The 20,955-nt window shown below is 70.7% G+C and carries 15 protein-coding genes and 3 pseudogenes; 6 read left to right on the forward strand and 12 right to left on the reverse strand.

Annotated features, from left to right (window positions below; all coding sequences use genetic code 11):
* Positions 1-269: 269 nt before the first annotated feature.
* Both ABD323_RS10515 and ABD323_RS10520 read right to left on the reverse strand, forming a co-directional pair.
* Positions 270-1,265, reverse strand: coding sequence for an aldo/keto reductase (locus ABD323_RS10515; RefSeq protein WP_344441037.1), 996 nt, complete (start codon positions 1,263-1,265; stop codon positions 270-272).
* A gap of 223 nt (positions 1,266-1,488) precedes the next feature.
* The gene (locus ABD323_RS10520; protein ID WP_344441038.1) at positions 1,489-2,487 is read right to left on the reverse strand and encodes an NADP-dependent oxidoreductase; all 999 of its coding nucleotides are present in this window, start codon (positions 2,485-2,487) and stop codon (positions 1,489-1,491) included.
* 128 nt (positions 2,488-2,615) lie between these two features.
* On the opposite strand from ABD323_RS10520, the gene ABD323_RS10525 reads away from it, so the two are divergent.
* Together ABD323_RS10525 and ABD323_RS10530 are read left to right on the forward strand one after the other, a co-directional pair.
* Complete coding sequence (locus tag ABD323_RS10525; protein WP_344441040.1) at positions 2,616-3,488, forward strand: LysR family transcriptional regulator; 873 nt, start codon at positions 2,616-2,618, stop codon at positions 3,486-3,488.
* Positions 3,485-3,625: pseudogene (locus ABD323_RS10530) on the forward strand (FAD-dependent monooxygenase); the annotation flags it as partial. The gene ABD323_RS10525 and the pseudogene ABD323_RS10530, both read left to right, overlap by 4 nt.
* A gap of 325 nt (positions 3,626-3,950) precedes the next feature.
* Here ABD323_RS10530 and ABD323_RS10535 read toward each other — a convergent pair.
* On the reverse strand, positions 3,951-4,523 hold the full coding sequence (locus ABD323_RS10535; RefSeq protein ID WP_344441041.1) for a hypothetical protein: 573 nt from the start codon (positions 4,521-4,523) through the stop codon (positions 3,951-3,953).
* A gap of 213 nt (positions 4,524-4,736) precedes the next feature.
* Here ABD323_RS10535 and ABD323_RS10540 point away from each other — a divergent pair, with 213 nt between their 5' ends.
* Positions 4,737-6,233 carry a hypothetical protein gene (locus ABD323_RS10540; RefSeq protein ID WP_344441042.1) on the forward strand — a complete coding sequence of 499 codons (1,497 nt, stop codon included), beginning with the start codon at positions 4,737-4,739 and terminating at the stop codon, positions 6,231-6,233.
* 277 nt (positions 6,234-6,510) lie between these two features.
* Here ABD323_RS10540 and ABD323_RS10545 read toward each other — a convergent pair whose 3' ends face one another.
* On the reverse strand, positions 6,511-7,218 hold the full coding sequence (locus ABD323_RS10545; protein WP_344441043.1) for an SDR family oxidoreductase: 708 nt from the start codon (positions 7,216-7,218) through the stop codon (positions 6,511-6,513).
* A gap of 101 nt (positions 7,219-7,319) precedes the next feature.
* Between ABD323_RS10545 and ABD323_RS10550 the strand changes: the two genes are divergently transcribed.
* Positions 7,320-8,171: a helix-turn-helix transcriptional regulator gene (locus ABD323_RS10550; RefSeq protein WP_344441044.1), complete on the forward strand. Its 852-nt coding sequence runs from the start codon at positions 7,320-7,322 to the stop codon at positions 8,169-8,171.
* A gap of 318 nt (positions 8,172-8,489) precedes the next feature.
* Here the strand turns inward: ABD323_RS10550 and ABD323_RS10555 are convergent, their stop codons facing one another.
* The 3 genes from ABD323_RS10555 to ABD323_RS10565 form a co-directional block, all read right to left on the reverse strand.
* A complete protein-coding gene (locus ABD323_RS10555) occupies positions 8,490-9,143 on the reverse strand; it encodes a class I SAM-dependent methyltransferase (protein ID WP_344441045.1) in 654 nt (217 codons plus the stop codon).
* Between the two features lie 154 nt (positions 9,144-9,297).
* Positions 9,298-10,821, reverse strand: coding sequence for an HD domain-containing phosphohydrolase (locus ABD323_RS10560; RefSeq protein WP_344441046.1), 1,524 nt, complete (start codon positions 10,819-10,821; stop codon positions 9,298-9,300).
* Between the two features lie 143 nt (positions 10,822-10,964).
* Positions 10,965-13,358 (reverse strand): tetratricopeptide repeat protein, encoded by a 2,394-nt coding sequence (locus ABD323_RS10565; RefSeq protein ID WP_344441047.1) that lies wholly within the window; start codon positions 13,356-13,358, stop codon positions 10,965-10,967.
* Positions 13,359-13,719: 361 nt separating this feature from the next.
* Between ABD323_RS10565 and ABD323_RS10570 the strand changes: the two genes are divergently transcribed.
* Positions 13,720-13,896 (forward strand): hypothetical protein, encoded by a 177-nt coding sequence (locus ABD323_RS10570; RefSeq protein WP_344441048.1) that lies wholly within the window; start codon positions 13,720-13,722, stop codon positions 13,894-13,896.
* Between the two features lie 93 nt (positions 13,897-13,989).
* Here ABD323_RS10570 and ABD323_RS10575 read toward each other — a convergent pair whose 3' ends face one another.
* Positions 13,990-15,393: a GH1 family beta-glucosidase gene (locus tag ABD323_RS10575; protein WP_344441049.1), complete on the reverse strand. Its 1,404-nt coding sequence runs from the start codon at positions 15,391-15,393 to the stop codon at positions 13,990-13,992.
* 495 nt (positions 15,394-15,888) lie between these two features.
* On the opposite strand from ABD323_RS10575, the pseudogene ABD323_RS10580 reads away from it, so the two are divergent.
* Positions 15,889-15,996, forward strand: a pseudogene (locus ABD323_RS10580) (IS110 family transposase); the annotation flags it as partial.
* On the opposite strand, the pseudogene ABD323_RS10585 reads toward ABD323_RS10580, so the two are convergent.
* The 4 genes and pseudogenes from ABD323_RS10585 to ABD323_RS10600 form a co-directional block, all read right to left on the reverse strand.
* Positions 15,965-16,279 (reverse strand): annotated as a pseudogene (locus tag ABD323_RS10585) (transposase); the annotation flags it as partial. The pseudogenes ABD323_RS10580 and ABD323_RS10585 overlap by 32 nt on opposite strands.
* A 292-nt stretch (positions 16,280-16,571) precedes the next feature.
* Positions 16,572-17,012: a VOC family protein gene (locus tag ABD323_RS10590; RefSeq protein ID WP_344441050.1), complete on the reverse strand. Its 441-nt coding sequence runs from the start codon at positions 17,010-17,012 to the stop codon at positions 16,572-16,574.
* A 1,099-nt stretch (positions 17,013-18,111) separates the two neighbouring features.
* On the reverse strand, positions 18,112-20,043 hold the full coding sequence (locus tag ABD323_RS10595) for a hypothetical protein (protein ID WP_344441051.1): 1,932 nt from the start codon (positions 20,041-20,043) through the stop codon (positions 18,112-18,114).
* 590 nt (positions 20,044-20,633) lie between these two features.
* Entirely contained in the window at positions 20,634-20,837 is a 204-nt protein-coding gene (locus ABD323_RS10600) for a hypothetical protein (protein ID WP_344441052.1), read from the reverse strand.
* Positions 20,838-20,955: the final 118 nt, after the last annotated feature.

Genomic DNA, 20,955 nt, shown 5'->3' on the forward strand with positions numbered 1-20,955 from the left:
GAGAGGCCCTGATGGTCGGATCCCCACAAGTGGCTGCTGTCGTTCCGATCTGGGGCCGTTGGACACGTCGGCTGCGCGCGGCGCTGATCACCGGCGGCGGCTCGAAGCCGTGCCCACCTCCAGATGGCCTCTCGGCCTTTGCCAAGAGGCCGTACATCCCGCCGCGACCGGAGGCCAACTACCGTGGGCAGTCGGCTCGCTGGGTGGCGATCAGGTCGCGGTAGCAGACGTGGGACGCCTTCGGGGTGCGGCGCCGGGTCAGGATCGGCTCATGCCCACGGCAGCGCGGCGCGGGTCTTCCAGTACGCGTCGGCGGGCTCGGCGAGCGCCGCCAGCCGGTCGAGCTCCGCGGGCTCGAGGTCCAGCCGGGCAGCGGTGAGGTTCGAGGCCAGCTGTGCCGCGGTAGCCGCGCCGGAGAGCACGATGCCGGCCCAGGGCTGGGCTGCGACCGCGGCCAGCGCGATGGAATCGCAGGACGCGCCGGTCCTGGCGGCGAGAGCGCGCAGTTCGGTCGTGTCGGGTCCGGTGGCGTTGCGGTCGGCGAGGCGGCCGTTGGCCATGCCCTCCTTCACCACCACCAGCAGGCCGGCCGCATGGGCTTCGGCCAGCGCCGGTCCGGCGGACGGCTCCAGCAGATTCCAGGTGGACTGGACGGCTTCGAACAGCGGACGGCCCGCCACCTCCACCTCCAGCGCCGCCCGGACCGTCTCGCTCTGAGCCGGGCCGCTGGTGGACAGACCCACTCGGACGCCCTCCGCGGCCAGCTCGGCCAGCCGCGCGTGCAGCGCGCGGTCGGTCAGCGCCGGGCTGTCCAGCGTGACGGAGTGCACCAGATAGACGTCCAGCCGCGGGCCCAGCAAGGCCCTGGTCTCCCGGATCTGCCGGTCGAACACCGCCGTCGAGTGCTCCTTGACCTCGTGCACGGGCACGCCCGAGGCCTGCCAGTCAGCGGTGTAGGTGTATCCCCACTTGCTCCCCACCACCACCTCGGCCGCCGCCTGCGGCCGGGCGGCCAGCCACCCGCCGACGAACTCCTCGGCCCGGCCGTACGACCGCGCCGTGTCGAAGTACCGCACCCCGGCGGCATAGGCGGCGTCGAGCAGCGCGTGCGTACGGGCTCGCAGCGCCTCGACGCTCCGCTCGAGAGGCAGGTCGAGGTCGCGGCCGAGCGTGATGTAGCCGGGCCGGCCGACGGCCGCCGTGCCGAGGCCGAAGCGTGCGAGTGGCGATCCGCTGGCAGGGCCCGCGGTGGGTGTGGTCGCCATGGCGGAGCTCCGTTCGATGGTTCCGGCGGGCGGGGCAGGGCACTCCGTCCGGATCCGACTCTATCCACCACCCCGGCCACCACCGACGCCCCGCTGCGACGGTCCGTCACCCGCTCGGGAGCGCCGCCGCAGCGTCAGGCCCGAACCACGCCCCTCGGCGCGGGCACCTTCAGCTCGTCCAGGGCGTGGGCTTGGTGCGCCAGCGCCTGCTGGAGTTCGGCGATCACGACACCACCGTCAGCACGATCTTGCCTTGGATGTGGCCCTGCGCGGCTCGCGTGTGTGCGCTGCCCGCCTCGGGCAGCGGGTAGGTGCTGTCCACCCCGACCTGCAGCTTGCCCTCGTCGAACAAGCGCCCGATCTCGGCGAGCTGGGGGCCGTTGGAACGCACCTGAATGGTCGAGACGGTGATGCCCAGACTCGCCGTCTCGTCCGGATCGTACTGGGCGAAGAACACCGGAAGCATGGTGCCGCCGCGCTTGAGCACGCTCAGGAAGCGTGAGCTGTCCGGGCCACCGACGGCGTCGATCACCAGGTCGACACCGTTGACCACGTCCGCCGCCTGCGTCCTGGTGTAGTCGATGAACTCATCGGCGCCGAGCTTGCGCAGGAACTGCTCGTGCCGCCCGGAGGCCACCGCGATGACGTGTGCCCCCTTCCATTTCGCCAGCTGCACCGCGAAGTGACCCACTCCACCGGCAGCCCCGTTGACCAGCACGGTCATCCCTGGCGTGATCGGCACCGGTCGGTGCACCTGACCGGTGAAAACCGACGGCACGTCGTGGCCGAGATCCACCAGGTACTGCCAGGCCGTCAGCACGGCCATCGGCGCCCCGGCCGCCTGCACGTGGTCGATACCGGCCGGCTTGTGAGCCAAGTCCGAAGCCGGTGCGGCCACGTACTCGGCGTAGGTCCGGCCGTCGAATCCGGGGAACCGGAGCATGCCGAAGACCTCGTCACCGACGGCGAACCCCGACACGTCCGGAGCGACCGCCTGGACCACGCCCGACATGTCCGTTCCGGGGACCAGCGGGAACTCCAGGGCCGGCCTCATCTCCGCCGGCATGACCTTCATCCCCTCACGCAGGTACCAGTCCGGCGGGTTGATGCCCGCCGCGTGCACCCGGACGAGCACTTCTCCCGGGCCGATCTCGGGAACCGGTACCTCGTCATACTGCAAAACCTCCGGCCCGCCCGCTTCATGGAACTGGATCGCCTTCATCGCGTCTGTCGCCTTCCTGTTCTTGGGGAAACGTTGTTCCTTGAGTCAACGCCCACCGCGGCATCGCCGTCCAAGACCAGTCCGGCAACCTGCTCATGCCGAAACGGCATGACGCGTACGCTGCGATGATGAACGATCCCGGACAGGACCTGGAACTGCGGTTGGTGCGCTACTTCACCGTGGTCGCGGCGCACCAGCACTTCGGCCGGGCCGCCGCCGACCTGCACGTGGCCCAGCCTGCGCTGAGCCGCCAGATCCAACGGCTCGAGAAGCATCTCGGCACACGACTGCTGGACCGCGTACCTCAGGGCACCCGGCTCACTGCGGCAGGCCAGAGGTTCCTCCCCCGGGCCCAAGCCCTGCTGCAGGCCGCGCGCCAGGCCGAACTGGCCGTGCGCGAACAAGCCGAGATTGAACGAATCACCATCGGCTACGTTGAGGACCTGGTGATCACTGCCGCCGTGGAGGAACTGCGCCGCCGTTACCCGGCCGCCGAGATCACCACCCGGTACCTGAGCTGCCGCGACGTCGGGGCACTGTCCGACAGGCACGTCGACGCCCTGATCGCGCGGGCCCCACTGCCGCTCGCCGCCGACGTCTTCAGCACCCCGTTGTACGAGGAGCCCCGGATGCTCGTGGTCCCACGCGGCCATCCCCTGGCCGACCGCCCGTCGGTGACCTCGGAAGAGCTGGCCGGCGAGGAGGCGGCGCCATGCCCGTTCGAGACCGCGGACTGGACTTCCTACCGGCTCCTCGGGGCCGACGTGCCGCCGGTCGAGAGCTACGAGGACAAGCTCGAACTCGTCGCGAGTGGCAGGGCGATCGCCGTGCTCCCGGTCGGCGACCGGCGTAGCTCACTACGCCCCAACCTCGTCACCGTCCCGATCGAGGGCGCTCCTTCCAGCCAGGTCGTCCTGGTCAGCCGCAAGGGCGACCCGAATCCGATGATCAGGAATCTCCGACTGGTGGCCAGGGCCGTCCTGACCGCCCCGGCAGCCTGACCCTCGCGCGGGTCCTGCACCCGCACGGCATCCCCGCGACCGTCTACGAGGCCGGGACGTCGGCGAACGCCCGCACGCAGGGCGGTCAGCTCGCCATCCACGAGGACAACGGGCAGCCCGCCCTCGACGCGGCCGGGAGCCCCAGGACGCTCACCTCACCCTGCACTCACCAGGCCCGGAGAACGCACGAAGGCCGCTTCCGCATGACTGCGGAAACGGCCTCAGCCCGGTGGAAGCGCTGGTCGGGACGACAGGAATCGGTACGAGGCGACTTGGGAAGGTCACCCCGTTCAACCAGAGCCTCGTCGCGTTTGTGACGGCCTGGCCCGCCCCCCTTGGACCGCCGCGACCTACGGACTCACGTGATCACCGGACTTGGAAACGCCCCCGCTCGGCTGACCGTTGGCGAGAGCCGGGATGCATCCGAGCGATCGGCTCCGCGGTCGGTCCGTGACCGCTCGGTCAGGCTTCGGTGGGTCGCGCGTCACTCGGCGTCGGGCCCGGCGAGGGGTGGACGGCTTCGCGCTCGGTGGCGGCCTGGTGGAGGAGCATCACCGGGTGCCCGCCGACCCGCTCGGGTTCCTGACCGGTGAACCGGGCGAACACGGTGCCGTCGGGTGTGGTGAGGGTGCGGCTCGTGCCCGATTGGCGGTACTCGCTCCACGACTCCCAGCCCTCGCTGGTGATGCTGACGTCCGACCAGCGGATGGGGCGCATGGTGTGGCCGCTGCCGATCACGAGGCCGTCTTCGAAGCAGTAGAGGCGCTCCAGGCGGCCTCCTCGGCGTCGCTCGAAGCGGGGCCAGAAGGCGGGGCCTGCCATGCCCAAGCCCATGAACAGCCCACAGGTGACGAGTACCCCGTCGGGCCAGAGCGGGGCACCGAGGACCAGCTCGTAGCCGAAGAGCCCGAGGAACAACAGGCCCAGCGTCATGAAGAACCCGTCGCCGACCGTGGACCCCGGGACCGCGATGCCCCGGTAACGGCCCAGGCCGCCGGCGGCTCCCACCGCCAGCGCCGCCTCGTGTTCGCTCACGCGCCCCTCCCCGCCTCCACGGCCCGCCCCCGTCGTGCGGGGTCCCGCCCTTTCCCGGGGAGACGATGGGGAACGCGTGGGGGTTCCGCGACCGACGTGGCGCGCCCCGCCGCGCAGGTGGATGCCTCCACCGCCATGCGTCCGGGCACCGGCCCGGTGGCGCGCAGCAGGCTCTACGCTACGGGACAGCGGCAGGACGCGACCGGGGGCGACGTGAGTACGCACAAGGGCATGGCCGAGTGGGGCTATGAGCTGTTCATGGAGCGGTACCGTGAGCGGCGCTACGGCCTCGCTCGGGAGGGTGATGCCGATGCCGGAAAGGGCGTCGTCCCGGGCGGGTTCGAACCGTGTTTGGTGACCCTGTTCCGGTTGCTGGCGTCACGGGACGCGGATGGTGCCCGCGAGCCCGTTCCGCTGTGGCATCTGAGGGCACTCGCCCGGACCGGTCACCTCGCGCGGGCGGCCGAGCTGGCGTTCGCGATCAGCGACGAGCCCAAGCAGGGCGAAGCGCTGCTGGCGCTGGTGGAGGAGGCGGCCGGCGCGGGAGACCTGCTCGGGGCCCAGGCGCTGGTCGACTCGATCCGTGTGAGGGACTGCCACGATCGTGCCCTGGTCGCGCTGGTGCCGGCGTGGGCCAGGGCCGGTGAACTCGACCGGGCCCTCGCGCTGGCGGAGCGGGTCCGCTATCCGCACAACTGGGGCATCACCTGGGCCCTCCTGGCGAAAGCGCTGGCGGACACCGGGGACTTCCGCGGCGCGCTCGACTTCGCCGACCGCGCCGCGGACAGTGCGTCCTCACGGGTGCTCACCCTCCTTCTCGACGTGGCCACCGCAGCCGGCGACTACGTCCGGGCCGGTGACCTCGTCGACCGTCTGGAGGACCTCGCCCGGCTCCAGGGACCCGGCGCTCAGGGGCACGACCCGGGCGGGCCGCGACCGCTGACGGCGATCCTGGTCCCCGAGGTCGGCCGCGGCGACCTGGATCGGCTCGACGCCCTCCTGCGCCGTCCGGGAACATCGCCCCTCTACCCCGCGGTCATGGTCGACGTGCTGGAGGCGGCGGCCGAGACCGCCGGAGCGGAGGTGGTCCTCGCGCTGGTGGAACGGACGCAGACACTGCTCGACGCCTGCAGCCCCACTTCCTGGTACGCCGACGACCTGCGGGCGGCGGCGGCGCTGATGCTGGCCCGGCACGGTCAGGTCGAGTGGGCCATGGCCCTCGCCGACGCGATGAACGCCCCCCACCTCCGTGCGGGTTGGCAGGCGGAGATCGTCGGGGAGCTGGCCCGCGGCGGGGACACGGGCCGGGCCGAGACGCTCGCCCACGCGATCACCGACCGACGGGCACGAGCCAGAGCACTGATCGCCGTGGTCGAGGAGTTGGCCCGGCGCGGGGAGACGGACCGAGCCCAGGCGCTCACCCGGGCGATCACCGACCTGTGGGCGCGCGGGCACGCACTGGTCCCCGTGGTCGAGGAGTTGGCCCGGCGCGGGGAGACGGAGCGGGCCGAGGCGCTCGCCGACACGATCGCCTTCCGCGAGACACGGGACCGCGCGCTGTTCGTCGTCGCGGGGCTTGCCGCGCCGTCCGACGCCCGCAGGCTCGCCGCACGACTCGCCGCGCTCGGCGGTTGGTACGGGATCACCGGTCTCCTGGAACAGTTGGCACCCCAGGGGATAACGGCGGTCACCGATGCCTTGACCGCGTGACCCGTGACGGCGTAGCGGCGGGCCCCCGGGACCGGTGACCCTGGGCCGCGGCAGGAGCGCGCCTCGCACGCTCCTGGGCATCGCCGGACCAGCGCAACGACAAGATCACCGGACTTCCAACACCCCTGCCCCTTGAGCCCAGCCGCAGTGCATACCTTCACGGCGGATCCCTGACCTCCGTTCAGGCCCCGGGGATCCGCCGCCTGCCTCTACAGCCAAGCCGCGTGGGCCTTCGGCGGGAAGCCGGATGCCGGGGCGGCCGCCGTGGGCGGGTGGGTTACCAGGGCAGCGGGCCCTCCGCGTCGGTGTAGGTGCCGGTGGGACCGTCCGGGGTGAGGCCGGCCATGCGGACGATGATCTCGGCACCCTGTTCGACGGTCTGGATGCCGGTGTTGCCGTTGAGGTCCGTCCTGGTGAAACCGGGCTCGACGGCGTTGATGCGCATGTTCGGGAACGCCTTGGCGTACTGCACGGTGATCATGTTGACGGCGGCCTTGGAGGCCGGGTAGGCGACGCCGGGGTACAGGTAGGTGGGAGTGTCGACGGTGGTGACGCGGGTGAGCGAGGCCAGGCCGCTGCTGACGTTGACGACGACGGGGGCGGCGGAGCGCTGCAGCAGCGGCAGGAACGCGTGGGTGACGCGTACCGTGCCGAAGACGTTGGTTTCGAACGTGCTCCGCATCAGGTCGGCGGTGACGTCCGCGGCGCCGATGATGCCGTTGTCCTCGAACCGCTCCTCGACGCCGGCGTTGTTGACCAGCACGTCGAGGCCGCCGTCGGCCTCGACGGTCTTCGCGGCCGCGGTGACCGAGGCGTCGTCGGTGACGTCGATGACGACCAGCCGCGCGCCCAACTGCTCGGCGGCGCGACGCCCGCGCTCGGGGTCCCGGCTGCCGATGTACACGGTGTGGCCTGCGGCGACGAGTTGACGGGCGGTCTCGAAGCCGAGCCCCTTGTTCGCTCCGGTGATCAGTGTTGTGGTCATGCCTCCACGATGCCGCGCGGCGATGCCGTCAGCCAGGCGTCCGGTCTTCCTGGGACTGTCAGTACCAGGCACCCGCGGGTGCGGTGGTGCACAGTGGTGGCATGGCGACCACGGAGTTCGGGCAGACGGTGCGGCGCTGGCGTGACCGGGTCCCGCCGGAGGCGGCCGGCCTGCCGGTGGGCGGCCATCGGCGCGCGGCCGGACTGCGCCGGGAGGAGCTGGCGCTGCTGGCCGGGATCTCGGTCGACTATGTCACCCGCCTCGAACAGGGCCGGGCGGCCAACCCGTCGGAGCAGGTCGTCGAGGCGCTGGGGCGGGCGCTGCGACTGAACGCCCAGGAGCGCGAGCATCTGTTCCGGGTCGCCGGGCTGGTGGCGCCGGGAATCGGCACGGTGCCCGCCTACATCACGCCCAGCGTGCAACGGATGCTGGACCGGCTGACCGGCACACCCGTCGCGGTCTCCGACGCGGCGTGGACGCTGCTGCTGGCCAATCCGCTCTACACCGCGCTGATGGGTGAGCGGCACGGCAAGGAGCGCAACGGGGCGTGGCGGAACTTCCTCGGCTCGGGCAGCCGGGTCCGCCACACGCCGGAGTCCCGGCGGGCGTTGGAGACCGCGGTCGTCTCCGACCTGCGGGCGACGGCGAGCCGCTACCCGGCGGATCTGCGGCTGCTGCGGCTGATCGCTGATCTGCGCCGCAACAGCGAGCGGTTCGCCGAGCTGTGGGACTCCGGCGCGGTGGGACGCCAGGAGGCCTCGCGCAAGACCGTCGACCACCCGCAGGTGGGATCGCTGACGCTGGACTGCGACGTGCTCAGCGTCGCGGGCAGCGATCTGCGGATCATGGTCTACACGGCCGAACCCGGCACCGAGGACGCCGAACGGCTGGCGCTGCTGGCGGTGATCGGCACGCAGGCACTGGTGGGAGTCGCCGGCGAGGGCCTCGGGTGAAGCCGCGGCAGCGGGTCGACTCAGCCGTCGAGCTCGGCGGCGCGGCGGGTGCGGGGGCGAAGAGGGCCTCGCGGCGTCCGGCGGTCTGGCCCGCACCCGCGGACACTTGACCGCGCCCGGCGAGCGGTTACCGTCGACGCCACTTCGACGGCTGGCACGGCAATCCGCACAGGAGCAGCTCGACCAGGCGCCGGGGATCGTCCTGCGGGTCTGCACCTCCGATGCCCAGGTTGCCGATGCCGCACATCCGTTCAACGACGCCGAAGGCGGCCCCGAAGGGCGGAAAGCCGCGCCGCCGCTCCTGAGCCGCAGGGCCCCTCAGCCGCCCGCGGACCTCTGCGGCACGGCCGTGGCCGTGTCGGGCCCGGGCCGGGTCGCGGCCGCGAGCGTGGCGCTGCCCAGCACGGCCGGGCCGACGAAGGACGGACTCGCGGGGAAGACCTGGCGCTCGACGTGGTCGACGACGAATCCGGCCGCCCGGATCGAGTCGAGCGTCGGACGGTTGCACTCGCAGCAGACCACGAGCCGGTTCAGCCAGTTCATCCGGTCCTGGTGGCGGGCCAGCTTCGGATCCTCCGAGCGCATGTGCTCCAGGAAGAGCAGCCGCCCGCCGGGGCGCAGCACCCGGCCGAGCTGGCGCAGTGCCCGCTGCTGGTCGCTCACCCCGCAGAGCACCAGCGTCGACACGACGACGTCAAAGCTGTCGTCCTCGAACGGAAGGTCCTCGGCCGGCGCCCGCAGGACCGTGGTGCGCGGAGCCCGCTCCGCGACGTGGCGCTCCAGCCGGCGGACCATCGCCGGTTCGGGCTCGGTGACCGTCAGCAACTCGACGCGCTCGCCGTAGAGGGCGAGGTTGGCCCCCGTGCCGCCGCCGATCTCGAGCACCCGGCCGCCGGCCTCGGCGATCAACCGGCGACGCAGGTCACTCAGGCCCTGCCGCTCGGCCTTGGCCATCATCCGGTCGTAGGTCACCGCGAACAGTGTGCTTCTGATGCCCATGACTGCCTCGATTCACGGTCCGACGTTCTGCCTCGACGCTAGGCCCGTGCCGCGCCCGGCACATGGGGCGGATGCCTCATATTCGGCGCCTTCCTCCGGGCCGTCGGCCCCGGAGCCGGCCCCGCTCTCAGAGCAGACCGTTCTGCACCGCGAAGAGGCAGGCCGAGGCCCGGGTCGAGGTCCCGATCTTGGCGTAGATGTGCTCGATGTGGTTGCGCGCGGTCTTGGGCGAGATCACCAGTTGTGCGGCGATCTCCTTGCTGGAGCAGCCGCGGGCCAACAGCCGCAGCACGTCGATCTCGCGGGCGGTCAGGCCCGCGGGCCCGGCGCTGCGCCGCAGCGTGCGATGCCCTGCGGCCGCGAGGACCGCGGCGACCGCCTCGCCGTCCAGGCGTCCGGCGGCGACCTCGGCGTGCAGCTGCGCGGCGGCCTCCGCCGCCTGGAGCGCCGCCCGGTGCGGGCGCGGCTCGATCATCGACTGGTACGCGTCCGCGACGCCCAGGATCCGGCTCGGCCAGGAGATCGCGCCGCCCGCGAGCCCGCGCGGGTAACCGGAGCCGTCCAGCCGCTCGCGGTACTGCACGGCGACCGCGCCCAGGGGGGCGAGCGCTGCGGACTGCCGGAGCATCCGCTCCGTCAGATAGGGCTGCAGGCGCACCCGTTCCCACTCCCCCGCGCCCAGCGGTCCTGGTTTGTCCCAGATCGCGTTGGAGACGCCGAGGCGGCCCAGGCCGTGAACCAGGCCGGCCCGGCGCAGCGTCGTGACCTCGGCCGGATCCATCCGCAGCCCGAGCGCCGCCGCCTCGGCCAGCGCCGCCACGGCACGGCCGTGGCCCAGCGTATACGGGGACTTCAGATCCACGAAGTCGGCGACCGCGAGCAGCGCCGCGTCGAACTCCTCCTCGCCGAGCCACACGCCGAGCGCGGGCTCGGCCCCGATCACCGCCTCCCAGGTACGGGCCGTGTCCAGTCCGCCCACGATCTCCTCGGGCTCCCGGCAGAACTCGACCGCGAGTCCGGGATCGAACTGCGTCCCCGCCCGACGCCTGACCAGCGCCGTGGCCGCGCCGGTCCCGCCGATCCGGTGCGCCACCTCGACGTACTCGGACAGCTGCGCGAGCCGGGAGGGCAGCGGCACGGCCTCGCGCTTGAGCTCTCCCGGCCAGCCGCGTCCGTCCCACTGCTCGTACGAGCCGGCCAGCGCCGCCTGCACGGCGTCCGGCAGACCGAGCCGCCGGGCGAGCTCACGGGCCAGTGCCGAGTGCGAGCTGATCATCCCGTTCAGATCGCGGAACCCGCCGAGCGTGAACTCCAGGCCGACCCGGAACCGGTGCAGCGGCGGATTGCCCGATCCGATCAACCGCAGCGTCGCCGCCGCTCCTGCCAGGCTGCGCTGCTCGTAGGCGTACTTGCTCGACTTCAGCGTGATGTCGTCGCCGAACCACTTCGCCTGCTCGTGCGCGTCGGAGTGGCAGCCGACGTTGACCAGCAACGCGGTGTAGTAGACGACCATCCGGGTGTCGTCGTCCAGGCCGAGCCGCTCGGCCAACCGCAAGGCGATCAGGCACTGGCGCAGCACGTGCTCCATCGGCTGGCCGAAGCCCAGGTCCACGCCCAGGGAGAGCGCGGCCACCAACTCTGCCAGACGCACCCCCGCTCCACTCTCCGCGCGGCTCGTCACCGTCACCACGCTACGCCTCCGCGAGCCGCCGATCCCGGCCTGTGGAGTTCTTCCTTCGTCGGACGCCGCCGCCCGTAGCCTGACCCGCTCGCCACGCACCGCATCGGCCTGCATCACTCACCATCGGATTGCCGAAAGCCGCGGTCCAACGCCAGCCGACTTCGCACGGCGCGGGTCAGCGGATGGCCATCACCCAGCCAGCGTTCACATTGCGCCAGCGTGAGTTCGTACAAAGCCACGGACCGATTCACGTCACCGATGTCATGACAGATCCGGGCCACGTTGCTCCTGCTGGCCAGGGTATCGGGGTGAGCATCGCCCAACACGTCTTCGCGCTGAGCCAGAGTCAGCTCGTGCAACTCAAGGGCCCGACCGAGCTCTCCGGCGTCATGATAGGCACAAGCGAGATTGTTTCTGCTGTTCAGAGTTGCCGGGTGGACATCCCCCAACACACGCTCGCACTGCGCCAAAGCCGACTCGTGAAGAGGGATGGCCCGCCCAAGATCTCCCGCCAGGCGATAGGAATTGGCCAGGTTGTTCCTGCTGTTCAGGGTGTCGGGGTGGGAATCCCCCAAAACTTCTTCGCGCCTGGACAGGGTGAGTTCATGCAACTCAATGGCCCGACCCAGGTCGCCGGCATCATGATAGGCGCAGGCCAGGTTGTTCCTACTCACCAGGGTGTCGGGGTGAATTTTCCCCAACACGTGCTCGCGCTGGGTCAAGGTCAGCTCGTGCAAGGCAATGGCCCGCTGAAAGTCGCCGACCTCGTGGTATGAATTAGCAAGATTGTTCCTACTGCGCAGGGTGATTCGATGACTGTGCCCGAGCATCTGTTCACGTTGCAGGAGAGTCACCTCGAAAAGGGCGATGGCCCGATTCAGATCCCCAGCCGCCCGGTAAGCAGTGGCAAGGTTGCTCCGAGTACGCACGGTGCTGGCGTGGGCGTAGCCGACCACCCGCCCCCTGTACTCCAGCATTGCTTCGTCGAGGGGGATGGCGCGGGCGTGCTGGGCTTGACGATGCAGCCAGTGCGCCCCGTGCGCATACAGCGGAATGGCGACGTCATCGTGATGGTCGGGTGGACGGCTGGCAGCCAGGGCTATCACGTGTGGCAGGAGTGCGAGCCACGGTCGGCTCCGGGGGTTTGCTGGGTCTGGAGGCCACAGAGCACGGACCATGGCCTCTTCGGCGTCACGGCGTCCATTCGGCAGCGAGTTCGATGCGGATCCGTGTTTCTGGGACGCGGTCATGCGAAGCACCGCCTGGACAAGACGGTGGACGCTGACTGTTGTCGGAGTGAGGGTGACCATGCTGTATGCGCTCAGCACACCGAGAGCCTCGGCAAGGAGGCCGGGGTCCTCGCCCGGGCGGTTCAAGTGGGTCACCGGGATGTCGTCCGGAGCCAGCCAGGCCAGGGTGTACAACACGTTGACCGCAAGAGGGTTGCGCTCGGCGAGGGCTGTCATGGTTTGAGACCACACGCGGACGACACTCCGGTCGGCATCAACACCGCCGACCGGCCCGCCTGACTCGCACCTCGCACCTTCGGCGGTCCTGTCCAACTGATCGAAAAGACGTCGACGGTATTCGTCGATGCTGACGGTCACGTTCTGCCCCAGGTAGGCACTGGCCTGTTCCAGGGCCAGCGGCAGGCACCCCAACTCGGCGGCGAGGGCGCGTGCCTCTTGACGCTGTTTCGCGGTGGCCTCCTGGCCCCCGCCCCGGATGTTTCGCAGCAGCAGGTCGGCTGAATCATCGATGGTGAGAGTGCCCAGGGCCAACGTATGTACGGTCCGGGGCCAGCCAGTGACCCTTCGGCTGGTGGCCAGATGATGGCCCCGATTGAGGGCTCCGACATACGGCGCGAGATCCACTGGATTCTCGACGTTGTCGTAGATCAGCAGCCAGCCGGAGTGCCAGTGCAGCCACGTGTGGGCCCAGGCGGCTTGTTCCCGAGGTGTCGCGCCGGTCGGCCACACTGGATGCAGCCGTACGGCCAATTCCGCCAGGGACCCCTCGATCGCGGCGGGTGTGGCTGCGTTGATCCACCAGATCAGGGTGTAGGACCCACGGTACTGGTACGCGTAGTGCCGGGCCAGGGTGGATTTGCCGACCCCGCCGAGCCCATGAACCGCGCCGACCTGGGTGATCGCGCTCTCGCTGCTCGCCGTCAGCGCGATGCGCAGCGCCTCCAGCTCCGGCGCGCGTCCCACCAGCACCTCTGGCAGGCGCAGGTTGCTGATGTCGGGGGGCGCCTGAACGTCACGGGCCGCATGCAGTGGACCGACTGCCGGCCCGCTGCCGGAACTGTTCGCCCTTCGCATGGCGGAACGCTCCGGGGGCCGGGAGCTGCTTGGCCTGCCGCCCCGGTTCTGATCGCGTTCGGCCCGCACCTCCCGCAGACAGCTCATCCACTGGCCCTCGGACCAGCCTACGTAGACAGGGCTCATCTCAGCCGCCCTGGACTTGAGGTGGCGGATCAGAACAAGAACGAGCTCCGTGTTCATGGCACTTGGAGCACCCTTGCCGTTCAACCAGTCACTCAAGCTCGATGAACTGATCTTCCTGCCGTCGACGCGTGACAGTGAGCCGTACGTCGGGCTGCCTGCGGCCACCCAGAGCGCCCGTAGCTCGTTGCTGAACCTCTCCAAGGCCGAGCCAGTGGCGGCCAACCGCACCGTCCCCTTCGCCCAGTCCGGAGGAGCCTGCTCGCGTTCTCCGGAAATCTCGCCTCGCAGCCTCCCATCAGGGTACTCAGCAGGTTCCGGAGACGGCGGGAGATCGCCGGAAACCTCCCGGACGGTGGAGACCTGTACCACCTGCACCTGGTGAAACCACCCAGGTACCCGATGCGGAGGCACCTGTCCCATGGACCTGGTCACGCTTGTTCGCGAAGGAGCCACGCTCGCCGGGGCCACCGGCGTCATCTACACCGCCACCATTGCCGGAGTCGCCGCCTTCTCGATCTTCGCGCGCTCCCCACAGCGACGCCGGGATGCGCGAAAGACTCTCTCGCTCCTGCTGCGGCGCCCTGACAACTCGTGATCAGGGCATCGCCGAACTCTCACCGAACGGATCGATCACGGAGTCGGCGCTCTGCCCGCCGTGGTGCGACCGGAATCTCCGTCTCCTGTCCGGTCAGCCCAGGCCGATCCGGGGCGCCCCCATGGGGCCGCCGCAGGACTTCCCCGCAGGCCGGGCCCGGTGGGCCGCGATCAGGTCGCGGTACCAGGCGTACGAGGCCTTCGGGGTGCGCTTCTGCGTCTCGAAGTCGACATGGACCAGACCGAAGCGCTGGTGGTAGCCCTCCGCCCATTCGAAGTTGTCGATCAGGGACCAGGTGTAGTAGCCGCGGACGTCCACCCCCCGGGCGATCGCGGCGGCCAGGGCGTCGAGGTGGCCGGCCAGGTAGTCGATGCGGGGCTGGTCGTGGACGGTGCCGTCGGGGGCGGGCTCGTCGGTGACGGAGCAGCCGTTCTCGGTGATGGTGATCGGTGGGAGTGCGGAGCCGTAGCGTTCCCGCAGGCCGACCAGGAGTTCGCGCAGGCCGTCGGGAACGACGGGCCAGCCGAAGGCAGTTCGGGGGACGCCCTCGATCTCGGCCTCGGCGAAGGGGAGTCCGTCGGGCTCGGTGGGGGCGGCGATGCGGGTGGGGTTGTAGTAGTTGACGCCGAGGCCGTCCAGGCCGGGGGCGGTGATGAGCTCCAGGTCCCCGGGGCGGACGCTGCCGCCGAGATCGTCGCCGACGCCGTAGGCGCTCAGGTCCGGGTAGCGGCCGAGCAGCAGCGGGTCGGTGAAGAGCCGGTTGTGCAGCGCGTCGTACGCCGCGGCGGCCGCCACGTCCTGCGGCTTCTCGCTCGCCGGCCAGACGGGGGTGAGGTTGTTGGCGATCAGCACCTCGTGCCCGCGTTCGCGCAGCACGGCTGCCGCCAGCCCGTGCCCGAGGAGTTGGTGGTGCGCGGCCGGCAGGGCGTCGAGCATCAGCGCGTGGCCCGGGGCGTGGATGCCGAGTGCGTAGCCGAAGACCATGTGCACGAAGGGCTCGTTGAGGGTGATCCAGGCCGGCACCCGGTCACCGAGCCGGTCCACGACGATCTCGGCGTACTCGGCGAAGCGGTAGGCGGTGTCCCGGGCCAGCCAGCCGCCGCCGTCCTCCAGTGCCTGCGGCAGGTCCCAGTGGAAGAGCGTCGGCAGCGGCGTGATCCCGGCTCCGAGCAGTTCGTCCACCAGCCGGTCGTAGAAGTCGAGCCCGCCGATGTTGACGGCGCCGGCGCCGGTGGGGCGCACGCGCGGCCAGGCGATCGAGAAGCGGTATCCGTCCAGACCCAGGCCGCGCATCAACTCCACGTCCTCGCGGTAGCGGTGGTAGTGGTCGCAGGCCACCCGCCCGGTGTGCCCGTCCTTCACCGCCCCGGGGCGCTCCACGAAAAGGTCCCAGACCGAGGGCCCGCGACCGTCCTCCTCCACCGCCCCCTCGATCTGGTAGGCGGCGGTCGAGACCCCCCAGCGGAAGCCTGCGGGCAGATCGAGACGGTTCGGCATGTCCCAGCTCCATTTCCAAAACACGAGGAACACTCATGTTAGTGGAAGATCGCCCGAACACCAGAGACAGCAACACGATTTGGGGCGGCGCCGGAGCCGCCGGATCGGCTCAGCCGTAGACAATGCTCTCGGTGCCTGCGCCCCTGACGCGGACGATGGCCACACCGCACTCATCACCAGCCGCCATGAGTGCCCGCTGCTGGTGAGCCGTGAGAGGGGACGGGGGCGGCCAAAAGCCCGTGCACTGAACTTGATTGGGTCCTACGTTGTTGGTGGGTCGGACGGGCCAGTCGTATGGTCCTGGGATCCAGAGGTGCTGAGTTGGCTCTGATTGGGTTGCCGTCGATGGTTCGCATCACCTGGCCGCCCAACACCTCACGACGACTCGGCCGCTGATTAGGAGCTGCGGGCCCCCTTGTGGGTGCATCGCTGAGTAGGACCACGCCGGCGAGGTCGTCCGGATGAACAGGACACACCGAGCGAGCGGAGGAACCCATGGCCCTGGTCTGGGCGGGGACGGACATCGGCAAGACCCATCATCACTGCGTGGTCCTGGACAGGGACGGCAGGCGGCTCCTGTCGCGTCGGCTGCTGAACGACGACCGGTGTCGACCCATGCCTTGGTGATCGTGGGGTGGGTCGCGGCGAGCCGGGTGAGGAGCTGCTTGCCGGCGTCGTTGTCGGAGACGCTGGCGGCGGTGACCATGACGAGCAGGAGGAGGCCGAGCGTGTCGACGACGATGCTGCGCTTGCGGCCGACGATCTTCTTGCCGGCGTCGATGCCCTGGGTATCGGCGGGCACGCTGGGTGCGGTCTTGACGCTCTGGGAGTCGATCACGCACGCGGTCGGCTCGGGTGAGCGGCCCTCCTTCTCGCGCACCAGGCGGCAACCGCTGCGCAAAGCGCACCCGAGTGACCTGTCCGATCCGGGTAAACCAATCCCGTACTTCCCCGACTTATTCGATCCAGACGGGATCCTTCGGGGTGAAGCAGGACGAACCGGCGCGGCAGCCGAATCCAGCTGGCGGCATCATTCCTCGTAAAGACCGCTTCTGAGGACATATCAGGCGGGCAGCAAATCGCCTCAAACCTGCACGTCAGCGATAAGAACGTCCTCCTACTACCCGCCCGGGCTACGTTGGTACCGCTCCCCGATCGGTGCCCACCCGACACCGTGCTCACTGCATGCAGAACTCGTTGCCCTCCGGGTCCTGGAGCGTCACGTGGAACCCGGCGGGCTCGTCGACCCGGTACAGGACGATGGCGCCCAGGGTGGTGAGCCGCTCGGTCTCGGCGTCGAGGCGGTCGCGGCCGACGTTGAGGTCCAGGTGCAGCCGGTTCTTGCCGGCCTTCGCCTCGGGCACGGTCTGGAACAGCAGGCGGCGGCCCGAGTCCTCGCGGGTGCTGCCCGGCAGTACAGCGGCCGCGGCGACGGACCAGGCGAGCCGGCCGTTGTGGGTGACGACGTCGGTGTCGTCGGCGTACCCGGCCTCGAGCGCGGCACGGACGGCGGGTTCGTGGTCCTCGACGGCCCAGCCGAGGGCCGCGGCCCAGAAGTCGGCCAGGCGGTGCGGGTCGGCGGCGTCCACGGCGATCTGGAATCTCACGGGAGAGGTCATGCCGCCACGATACTGACGCCACTGTCCTGCCGCGGCCGGCCCGCCGTCATCTGGTCACCCTGACGTGCCGAAGTCAGTAACGATCGGCCGCCGGGTACCAGCGACTGCCGAAGGGCTCGGTCGTTGATCGTCCGGACGGCGTCGGCCGGCCGGGGGCCTGCAGGTGGTGTGGTCAGGCCGCGAGGGTGCGGGTGACGTGGTACCCAAGGGCTGCCGACCGGCGAACAGGTCGCGGGTGCGACGGTTCGGGTCGATCAGGCGCTGGTGGCAGTCGGGGCCGAGGACGGTGTAACGGGCGTCGGGGTTTTCGGTGAGGTGCCAGGCGATGACCCGGATCGTGCGGGCGACCGCGACCAGGGGGTTTCTTGTGGCCTTGGTGTTTGACGATGCGCCAGTAGCGGTCGCCAAGAATGGTGTCGGTGCACGAGACGGCCAACGCCGCTTCGCCGAGAACGCCCTTGAGTCAGGGGTTGCCCTTGCCGGTTCGTCCGATGCCGGTCCTGGTTCCGGACTGGATGGTCCGCAGACACGGCTTCGCCCATGACGCCAGGTGGTCAGCCGTAGGGAGCCGGCGACAACCGCGCACGTGAAGCCGGTTCGCGCAACCGTCTGGACGCAGCTGGCGCCTGACACCCCGGTTCGCAAGAACGGCCCACCGGGTAGGCGCTGCCAGAGATGGTGACCGAGCCGGTCAGGTCCGGGCCCTGCACCGTCGCGGTGCCGCCAGGTGCGACGCGAGTGGGCCCGGAGTCTGCTCACTGGTGGTATCAGTTGTGGCGCGAGGGCGGGATTGAGGCACTCGCGCCACGCGGCCCGGGAGGATCGCGGTCCGGCTGTCTCCACGCTGCCTGGAGAAGCTCGCCGCGTACCTGGACCAGGCGTCGGCCGCGCATGGTGGGTGGAGGGCCAGGCTCCACCCGTGCCAGCCGCCGCTGGCCTACGCCGCTTCCCTCCGCCCCGAGCGGTCTCAGCGCCCACCAGGCCGACGGCTCTCGACCTTGGCGCACTGTTCTCCCGGGCCCGCCCGTGGCTCCCACCTCGTGGCGATGGCGCCGGGCGCCGCCACCGAGGTGGCGACGCCCGGACCGGGTGGCGAGGGTCAGGACAGCTTCTGGCAGAGCAGGGCGTAGGGGCGGGCTGCCCAGAGCTCGTACCAGGGCTCGCTGTAGGCGAAGCCGGCGATGTACTCGTCGTCGGCGCACTGGCCCTTGTACGAGCCGTAGGCGAAGTCGCCGCCACTGGCGGCGCTGGGGCGGTTGTCGCTGGAGTTGAACCACACCGTGCGGGTCGAAGTTCCGAGCGGGGTAGCGGACTTGGCGCACAGCACACCCATGGTGCGGCCGTTGCGGCTGAAGCCGGTGACGAACGAGCCGGCGGGGCACTGGTCCTTGGCGTAGCCGGGCGCCCAGTCGCTGCCCACGTAGGTGCCGCCGTGGTCGACGACGTACGCGTGGCTCGCGTCCCACAGGCCGGCCGTGGTGGCGTTGGTGCACAGGCCCGCGTCGCTGCCGAAGCTGAGCCCGATCAGGCGGCTGTCGTCCGGGCAGGAGGACTTGGCGGCGCCCAGGTCCCAGTCCGGCCGGGTCTTCAGGTAGGCGGAGAGGTTGTCGTCGCCCGTGCTGGAGTTGAGTGGGGTCCAGGTCACGCCGGGCGCCGCGGACTGCGCGCTGCCCAGTGAGGCGATCTGCCACTCGCGGTGGAAGGCGAGGAAGGGCAGGTCCTGCTCGAGGATCGGAGTGCCGAGGATGGCGAGCCGGGCCATCAGCGCGCCGTTGATGTCGAGCCCGCCGTAGAGGGCGAGCGAGCCGTTGACGACCGGCGTGGGGTTGGCGGTGCTGACGCTGAGCGAGCCGGTCGCGGCGGCACGCAGGTACGGCTCGATCGATGCCTTCACCCCGATCGTGTCGTACAGGGCGATCGACCCCTCGGCGAGCAGACCGGCCTTCACCGAGGCGGCAGCACTGATGCTGAACTGCAGCGGGGACACGGTGGAGGTGCCGGGATCGGTGGTGGTGGTCCACCCCGAGCCCTTGACGTAGTCGGAGTGGACACCCCAGGTGCCGTCGTACGACTGCTCGGCGTCGACCGTGACGGTGCCGTCGGCGCTGATGTCGGCGGACAGGGTGAAGTTCAGGTTGATCACGACCGGCAGGGCGCCGACCATCACCACGGGGGCGGCGCTGAAGGTGGCCAGCGGTATCTTCACCGGGACGCTGCCGGTGAGACCCGCGCTGACGTGCCAGTCGGCGTGAGCACCGAGGGCGAAGCCGACCCGCGCCTGCTGCGGATCAATGCCGGCGAAACCGCCCTGGTAGGAGAAGTCGATGCTCGGGTCGAGCTCGACCGAACCGGAGAGCGCCGCCGAGGCGCCGCCCGGCAGCGGGACCGTCGCGTTGGCGGTCAGGCCGAGCCCGCCCGAGATGGTGCCCTGGCCGCTGCCCAGGCCCAGGTCGGTACTGATCTGGAGGCCCTTGATCTGCGGCTGGACCTGGAAGGAGCCCGGGTCGACGGCGCTGTGCAGGCTGGCACTGCTGCCGCCGAGCAGCTCGGGGAGGGTGGCCGGACGGGTGCTGACGGCCACCGAGCCGTCGGCCGCGGGCTGCACGCCGGTGACGGCGAGCAGTGCGCCGTGCGGTGCGGCCGGGGTGGGCGGGCTGTCGATCAGCTCGCCCGGCTGGATGGCGGCGGTCGCGGTGGCGGCCCGGGTGGCGGTGCGGGCGGCGGGCGCGCTGCAGCCGGACGGCGCGAGCACCGCGGTGCCGGTGCTCGGGTCGTAGGAGGAGAGCGCGAGGTTCGGGACGGCCGCCGGCGCGGCAGGAGCGGTCCCACCGGGCGCGGCCGGAGAGGCCACGGTGACGTCGGACGGGCCGGCCCCCGCCGGTGCCAGCGTCGCCGGGGCGGTGGGAACGGCCGACGACGCGGCGACGGCGCTCGCCGCGGCGGCCGGTCCGGCGGCCGCTCCGGCCAGGAAGCAGCCGCAGAAAACCAGCACGGTGGATGTCGCAACGGCGGACAAGGTCAGTTTGCGCATGACGACGTGACGGGTCCTTTCATGTCAACAGCGCACGGGCAGAGTCGATATGACGAGCCGAAGGGCGAACTCTCCCGGTAGGGCCGACCGCTCCGGTACCCCGATGGTGCGACCCGCCGACGCCGAAGCACATGCGCTGGCGTGCCGGAATCCGCAGCGCCCTGTCGACCGCGGGAAACGTAGCAGCCCGACAGCGCTGGAGGGCATCGTTCGGGCAGGCCCGAAAAGACAGTTGACGAGCTTTCACGACGCGGCAGCGAGCTGTTCGTGAACGCTTCAGCTGCCGGGACTGGCAGTCAGGGCGCCGGCAGAAGGAGCGCGCCCGCCAGGTCTGACGAATAGCGAACGGGCCCTGGGGTCCAGGAAGGTGAAGCGGGCCAGGTTGTGGTCACGTCGCGTAGGGCCTCGAAGCCCACGTACAGGACGTGCCGGTTCGTTGGCGTGCTCCCGACGACGACACCATCCCGGACCGGCCCCGCTGGAAGCCCTCCACCTTCCAGAGCTGGAAACCCGTCGGCCAAGGCTTCCGCAGCGACCTCCGCAGAACTCCCGGGCCGGAGAGAAGCCCCACACCGACCCGACCCGGGCCATCAGCTCTCAGCGGCGGGCAGGGGCTTGACGATCTGTCCGAGGCCCTCGTTGCCACCTCGAGGAAAGCCGTCAGCCGCCCGGGAGAGCGGGAGATCCGCGACGCGGTCGCCAGTGCCCATGTCCCTGGCCGCCAGCTCCACCGGGAAGTACGCCTTCCGGGCGAAGGCACGGCCCGCCACCCCCGCGAGCGGGGTGCGGGCCATCGCTGCCGTCATCCTGCGGCGGCGACCGGCTCCCGTGCTGCACCGCACGGGAGCCGCAGCGCTGAACCCGGTTACTCGGACCGCGACCTGGTCCCGCTAATCAGGGATTTCCCGGCCG

Origin of the sequence: Kitasatospora nipponensis (genome assembly GCF_039528135.1) — a bacterium.
Taxonomy (GTDB): Bacteria; Actinomycetota; Actinomycetes; order Streptomycetales; family Streptomycetaceae; genus Kitasatospora; species Kitasatospora nipponensis.

Bases quoted from the DNA above. Each gene is read 5' to 3' on its own strand.
- ABD323_RS10520 (WP_344441038.1), bottom strand. From the start codon at position 2,487: ATGAAGGCGATCCAGTTCCATGAAGCGGGCGGGCCGGAGGTTTTGCAG.
- ABD323_RS10525 (WP_344441040.1), top strand. From the start codon at position 2,616: ATGAACGATCCCGGACAGGACCTGGAACTGCGGTTGGTGCGCTACTTC.
- ABD323_RS10595 (WP_344441051.1), bottom strand. From the start codon at position 20,043: ATGCGCAAACTGACCTTGTCCGCCGTTGCGACATCCACCGTGCTGGTT.
- ABD323_RS10575 (WP_344441049.1), bottom strand. From the start codon at position 15,393: ATGCCGAACCGTCTCGATCTGCCCGCAGGCTTCCGCTGGGGGGTCTCG.
- ABD323_RS10570 (WP_344441048.1), top strand. From the start codon at position 13,720: ATGGACCTGGTCACGCTTGTTCGCGAAGGAGCCACGCTCGCCGGGGCC.
- ABD323_RS10545 (WP_344441043.1), bottom strand. From the start codon at position 7,218: ATGACCACAACACTGATCACCGGAGCGAACAAGGGGCTCGGCTTCGAG.
- ABD323_RS10515 (WP_344441037.1), bottom strand. From the start codon at position 1,265: ATGGCGACCACACCCACCGCGGGCCCTGCCAGCGGATCGCCACTCGCA.
- ABD323_RS10550 (WP_344441044.1), top strand. From the start codon at position 7,320: ATGGCGACCACGGAGTTCGGGCAGACGGTGCGGCGCTGGCGTGACCGG.
- ABD323_RS10600 (WP_344441052.1), bottom strand. From the start codon at position 20,837: ATGGCCCGCACCCCGCTCGCGGGGGTGGCGGGCCGTGCCTTCGCCCGG.
- ABD323_RS10590 (WP_344441050.1), bottom strand. From the start codon at position 17,012: ATGACCTCTCCCGTGAGATTCCAGATCGCCGTGGACGCCGCCGACCCG.
- ABD323_RS10565 (WP_344441047.1), bottom strand. From the start codon at position 13,358: ATGAACACGGAGCTCGTTCTTGTTCTGATCCGCCACCTCAAGTCCAGG.